Source organism: Neptuniibacter sp. UBA6509, assembly GCA_002435145.1.
GTDB lineage: Bacteria > Pseudomonadota > Gammaproteobacteria > Pseudomonadales > Balneatricaceae > Neptuniibacter.
Map to the genome: position 1 here is coordinate 33,654 of DJLT01000045.1, position 4,831 is coordinate 38,484.

Here is a 4,831-nt window from a genome sequence, read left to right on the forward strand (position 1 = left end):
CCAATAAACATTATTACCGCTGACGGATCCACATCACAACGATATGCAACCGAGTCCAAAAAACCAAGCAAACAGAAAACTCATGCCAAAAACATCGCCTACAAACAACAAACATCCCCCTTTAACTATCAGAACCATTTAGATAATTCTAAACAACACACCTGTCGTCCTTTTTATTTCTATCTACTGAGGCTAAAAACGGTTAAAATGCGCGCATTATTGCATGACCGCTAGCCGCTATTAGTAAAAGATCACTTTTCTAGTATGCACAAGCGCATGCTCAAACGTTTTAATAATTCAAAAAGATTGAGCTAATGTCGAATAACATCAACAACTTACGCAATATCGCCATCATCGCTCACGTCGACCATGGTAAAACTACGCTAGTAGACAAACTACTTGCACAGTCGGGTACCCTGGGCCGTCGCGATGAAGGCACAGAACGCATCATGGACTCCAATGACCAGGAGAAAGAACGCGGCATTACCATTTTGGCAAAAAACACTGCCATTACATGGAACGATTACCGCATCAACATTGTTGATACTCCTGGACATGCTGACTTCGGCGGCGAAGTTGAGCGCGTACTGTCTATGGTTGACTGTGTATGTCTTCTAGTTGATGCAGTTGATGGCCCAATGCCACAAACTCGCTTTGTAACACAAAAAGCATTCGACCAAGGCTTACGCCCAATCGTTGTAGTCAACAAAGTTGACCGTCCAGGTTCACGCCCAGACTGGGTTATAGACCAAGTATTCGAACTGTTCGACAGCTTAGGTGCTACGGATGAACAGCTAGACTTCCCTATCGTTTACGCTTCTGCCCTAAACGGCATCGCTGGTCTAGAACCAGACGACATGGCTGACGATATGACACCACTATTTGAAGCGGTTGTTGAACATGTAGCCCCCCCTGCTGTTGACCTTGAAGGTCCATTCCAGATGCAGATCTCTGCACTAGATTACAACAGCTACTTGGGTGTTATCGGTGTTGGCCGTATCAAACGCGGAAACGTAGCGACGAATGAACAAGTTAAAGTTATCGACCGCGAAGGCAAGATTCGTAACGGCCGTATCATCAAGATCATGGGCTATCACGGTCTAGAGCGTGTTGAAGTTGAAAACGCACAAGCAGGTGATATCGTTTGTATCACAGGTATTGATGAGCTAAACATCTCTGACACGATCTGTAACCCTGAATCAGTTGAAGCCTTGCCTGCACTAAGTGTTGATGAACCGACTGTCTCTATGACTTTCCAGGTTAACAACTCTCCATTCGCAGGTCAGGATGGTAAATTCGTAACTAGCCGTAATATTAAAGAGCGTCTAGATCGCGAGCTTATCCACAACGTAGCTTTGCGCGTTGAAGAAGGCGACTCTCCTGAGAAATTCAAAGTATCAGGTCGTGGTGAGCTTCACCTTTCTGTACTTATTGAAACAATGCGTCGTGAAGGCTTCGAGCTAGGTGTTTCGCGTCCTGAAGTAGTTCAGAGAGAAGTAGATGGCGAAATTCACGAGCCATACGAAGACGTAATGATCGATGTTGAAGATGAACATCAAGGCGCGATCATTGAAGAGATTGGTAAGCGTAAAGGCGATATGACTAACATGGAAGTGGACGGCAAAGGCCGCTCACGTCTAAGTTTCATTATCCCTTCTCGTGGTCTTATCGGTTTCCGTTCTCTGTTCCTGACAATGACTTCAGGCACAGGCATCATGACCTCTATCTTCGACCATTACGGCCCAGTTAAAGCAGGCGAAGTAGAAAGCCGTAACAATGGCGTACTTGTATCGATGGTTACAGGTAAAGCCCTTGGTTACTCTCTATGGAACCTACAGAGCCGCGGTCGTCTATGCATCGAACCTAACGTTGATGTATATGAAGGCATGCTTCTAGGTATCCACAGCCGTAGCAATGACTTAGCCGTTAACCCTATTAAAGGTAAGCAGCTAACCAACGTACGTGCATCAGGTACTGATGAGAACATCCAGTTAACGCCACCTGTTAAATTCACGCTGGAACAAGCGCTGGATTTCATCGAAGATGACGAGCTGGTAGAAGTTACACCTAACTTCATCCGCCTACGTAAGAAACTACTTAAAGAAAACGAGCGTAAGCGCGCTAAGAAGTAAGTAGCGTCCATATGAGAAAAGCAGCCTATTAGGCTGCTTTTTTTTGCTCAAAAAAACATAGATTGCCTCGCACCACCTCTCTATACTGATCACCATAGAGAAAAAACTCTGGAGATAAAATGCGCCCACTTTACCCCGAAATCCACCCATTTAATGAATTCAACTTAAAGGTATCTGAACTTCACAGCCTTTATGTTGAAGAGAGCGGAAACCCTAAGGGCATTCCGGTTATATTTATTCATGGCGGGCCCGGAGGTGGAACAAGCGCATCACATCGTAGCTTTTTTGATCCCGAAAAATACCGCATCATTCTTTTCGATCAGCGCGGTTGTGGTCGCTCAGCACCCCACTCGGAGCTGCAGGATAATACAACCCAAGCACTAATCGAAGACATGGAGAAGATCAGGAAACACCTCAAAATAGAGCAATGGTTACTTTTTGGCGGCTCATGGGGTTCAACCTTAAGCCTTTTATATGCTCAAGCGCACCCCGACAATGTTTTGGGCCTTATTCTTAGAGGTATATTCTTATGCCGAGACCAAGACATTCAATGGTTCTATCAAAAAGGGGCTAGCGCAGTATTCCCCGATTACTGGAAAGAGTATGAGCAAGTAATCCCACAAAACGAACGCCATGACATGCTCAAAGCCTACTACAAACGCCTCACATCCAGTAATGAACTTGAACGTATGTCAGCAGCAAAAGCTTGGTCTATATGGGAGGGCCGGTGCTCAACCCTTGCACCTAATAATGATATTGTTGATCATTTTGCAGACCCTCGCTTCGCACTAGCCATGGCAAGAATAGAAGCCCACTACTTTATTAATAACGCTTTTATTGAAGCCAACCAGATCATAAACAACTGCGAACGTATTAAGCACTTAAAAACAATTATCGTACACGGTCGCTATGACATGGTCTGTCCGGTAGAACAAGCGCTAGCGCTTTATGATGCACTTCCCAATGCAGAATTACATATTGTTAGGGATGCAGGGCACTCTGCTTTTGAAAGCGGCATCTCAGATAACCTAATAAAAGCGACGGACACGTTTGCAGTATCGTTAGCTTAAAAGCGCAGACACAGTAACCACGACAAGATTCAGACAAGCAGGAAACAACACACAAATGAAAGCCCTTATTCAACGCGTAAGCTCCGCCTCCGTCGATGTCGACAACCAACGAGTAGGCGAAATCAACAACGGCATTCTTGTACTATTAGGTGTTGAAAAGGGAGATAACAGAGAAGCCGCGGACAAACTACTTAAAAAAATTGTAGGTTATCGAATTTTCTCTGACAGTGACGGAAAAATGAACCTCAATGTACAGCAAACGAATGGCGGATTATTAATCGTATCTCAATTCACCTTAGTCGCAGAAACCAAAAAAGGATTACGCCCCGGATTCTCACTTGGCGCCTCTCCCGAACTCGGCGAGGAACTCTACGAATACTTCGTAGCAGAAGCTAAAAAGCTAAATCCAATCGTTGCGACGGGCCAATTTGGTGCAGACATGCAAGTAAGTTTAGTCAATGACGGGCCTGTTACCTTTTGGCTGGAGAGCTAAATAACTACTTAACACAGCCAACCTTTTGAGCATCCAGAAGCAAACGTTTAGCCTCTGTATCATCATCTAAAGGGCGACTCAGTCGGGCCGCCTTGTAATGATCATTAAAAATAGAAAAATAAGCCGACAAAATCTCAGACCCTCGCGGATCATGCGACTGCTGCAACATCGTTGCGGCCACTTCAGCCGTACACAACTGCCCCTCTACCGCCGCTTTACGCAACCGATACTCTGAAGATCGACTCACCTTAGGCTGAATCACCGGAATAGCATCCAAATAACGGCTGTGACGAAACATCCTACGCGCCTGACGCCATGTCCCATCAAGAATAATAAAGACAGGTCGCTTGCCAGCTTTAGGCTCATATTCAACCATTCTCTCCTCATACCCTTCCCCTTCAGGGAATACGATATAAGGATCAATACCCTCATCATCAAGCGCTTCTAACAGATCAGAGCAAGGCTCTGTTCGCGACCACTTAAAACGACGCGTATCCTCAATACAATCCTCTATTAAACGCCCCGTATTCGTTGGCTTATAGCTTTCATTATGATGCATCACAAGAAAAAACTGCGAAGCAGAACGGTGCGAAACTTTATATTTACAGATACAAACACGCGCCTGCAGCAAACATGAGGAACAGCGCTCAACCTTAGAGCCCCGCGCAGTAAACGGCTTAGTTTTAGGATTTAGTTGTTGCATAAATTACTGAAGGGTCGTTGTAGAGTGCACTGAAGCTGTGCGAAAAAGTTGATTATCCACACCCCATTCTAACGACACAGCGCCACGATGAATAAGGTAAAAAATCTGATGAAGCTCACTATAAGTCAGAATACTAACCGCAACAGGCTTATCCCCCCCAGTAAAAAACAACAAACGATAATTGCCACTCTGATGACTTATATCTAAACGGCACAGCAATTTAGGATTATATGCCTCAACAGAAGCTATCTCTTCACCTTGCTCAACCACAAAATCATTCTGAGCATGATCATGATGAAACTGGGCCAATTCCGCTTTATGCTGCTCTGCCGCCCCCGCAATATCCTCGGAGGTTTTTTCAAAAAGCTCACCTGCAGCAGACAACAAACGTAGAATCAGCTTTCGCGTTAGCCAAAAATCAATACGTTGCTGC

6 protein-coding genes are annotated in these 4,831 nt (G+C 45.1%); 4 read left to right on the forward strand and 2 right to left on the reverse strand.

The genetic code is table 11. The annotated features are described in order from the left end of the window. From B4K11_RS06425 to dtd, 4 genes are all read left to right on the forward strand, one after another. Window positions 1-234: hypothetical protein (locus tag B4K11_RS06425; RefSeq protein ID WP_292959287.1), on the forward strand; the 234-nt coding region annotated here is incomplete at its 5' end. Between the two features lie 80 nt (window positions 235-314). Beyond that, window positions 315-2,132 carry a translational GTPase TypA gene (typA, locus tag B4K11_RS06430; protein ID WP_292956848.1) on the forward strand — a complete coding sequence of 606 codons (1,818 nt, stop codon included), beginning with the start codon at window positions 315-317 and terminating at the stop codon, window positions 2,130-2,132. Window positions 2,133-2,251: 119 nt separating this feature from the next. Beyond that, window positions 2,252-3,202 (forward strand): prolyl aminopeptidase, encoded by a 951-nt coding sequence (gene pip, locus B4K11_RS06435; protein WP_292956845.1) that lies wholly within the window; start codon window positions 2,252-2,254, stop codon window positions 3,200-3,202. Between the two features lie 55 nt (window positions 3,203-3,257). Continuing rightward, entirely contained in the window at window positions 3,258-3,695 is a 438-nt protein-coding gene (gene dtd, locus B4K11_RS06440; protein ID WP_292956842.1) for a D-aminoacyl-tRNA deacylase, read from the forward strand. A gap of 4 nt (window positions 3,696-3,699) precedes the next feature. On the opposite strand, the gene B4K11_RS06445 is transcribed toward dtd, so the two are convergent. Continuing rightward, entirely contained in the window at window positions 3,700-4,398 is a 699-nt protein-coding gene (locus tag B4K11_RS06445) for a tRNA-uridine aminocarboxypropyltransferase (RefSeq protein WP_292956840.1), read from the reverse strand. Between the two features lie 3 nt (window positions 4,399-4,401). Continuing rightward, a partial coding sequence (locus B4K11_RS06450) for a hypothetical protein (protein WP_292959288.1) occupies window positions 4,402-4,831 on the reverse strand: 430 nt, incomplete at its 5' end.

What these genes read in the sequence shown, in the direction of transcription:
- typA (WP_292956848.1), top strand. Translation starts at nt 315, where the DNA reads ATGTCGAATAACATCAACAACTTACGCAATATCGCCATCATCGCTCAC.
- B4K11_RS06445 (WP_292956840.1), bottom strand. Translation starts at nt 4,398, where the DNA reads ATGCAACAACTAAATCCTAAAACTAAGCCGTTTACTGCGCGGGGCTCT.
- dtd (WP_292956842.1), top strand. Translation starts at nt 3,258, where the DNA reads ATGAAAGCCCTTATTCAACGCGTAAGCTCCGCCTCCGTCGATGTCGAC.
- pip (WP_292956845.1), top strand. Translation starts at nt 2,252, where the DNA reads ATGCGCCCACTTTACCCCGAAATCCACCCATTTAATGAATTCAACTTA.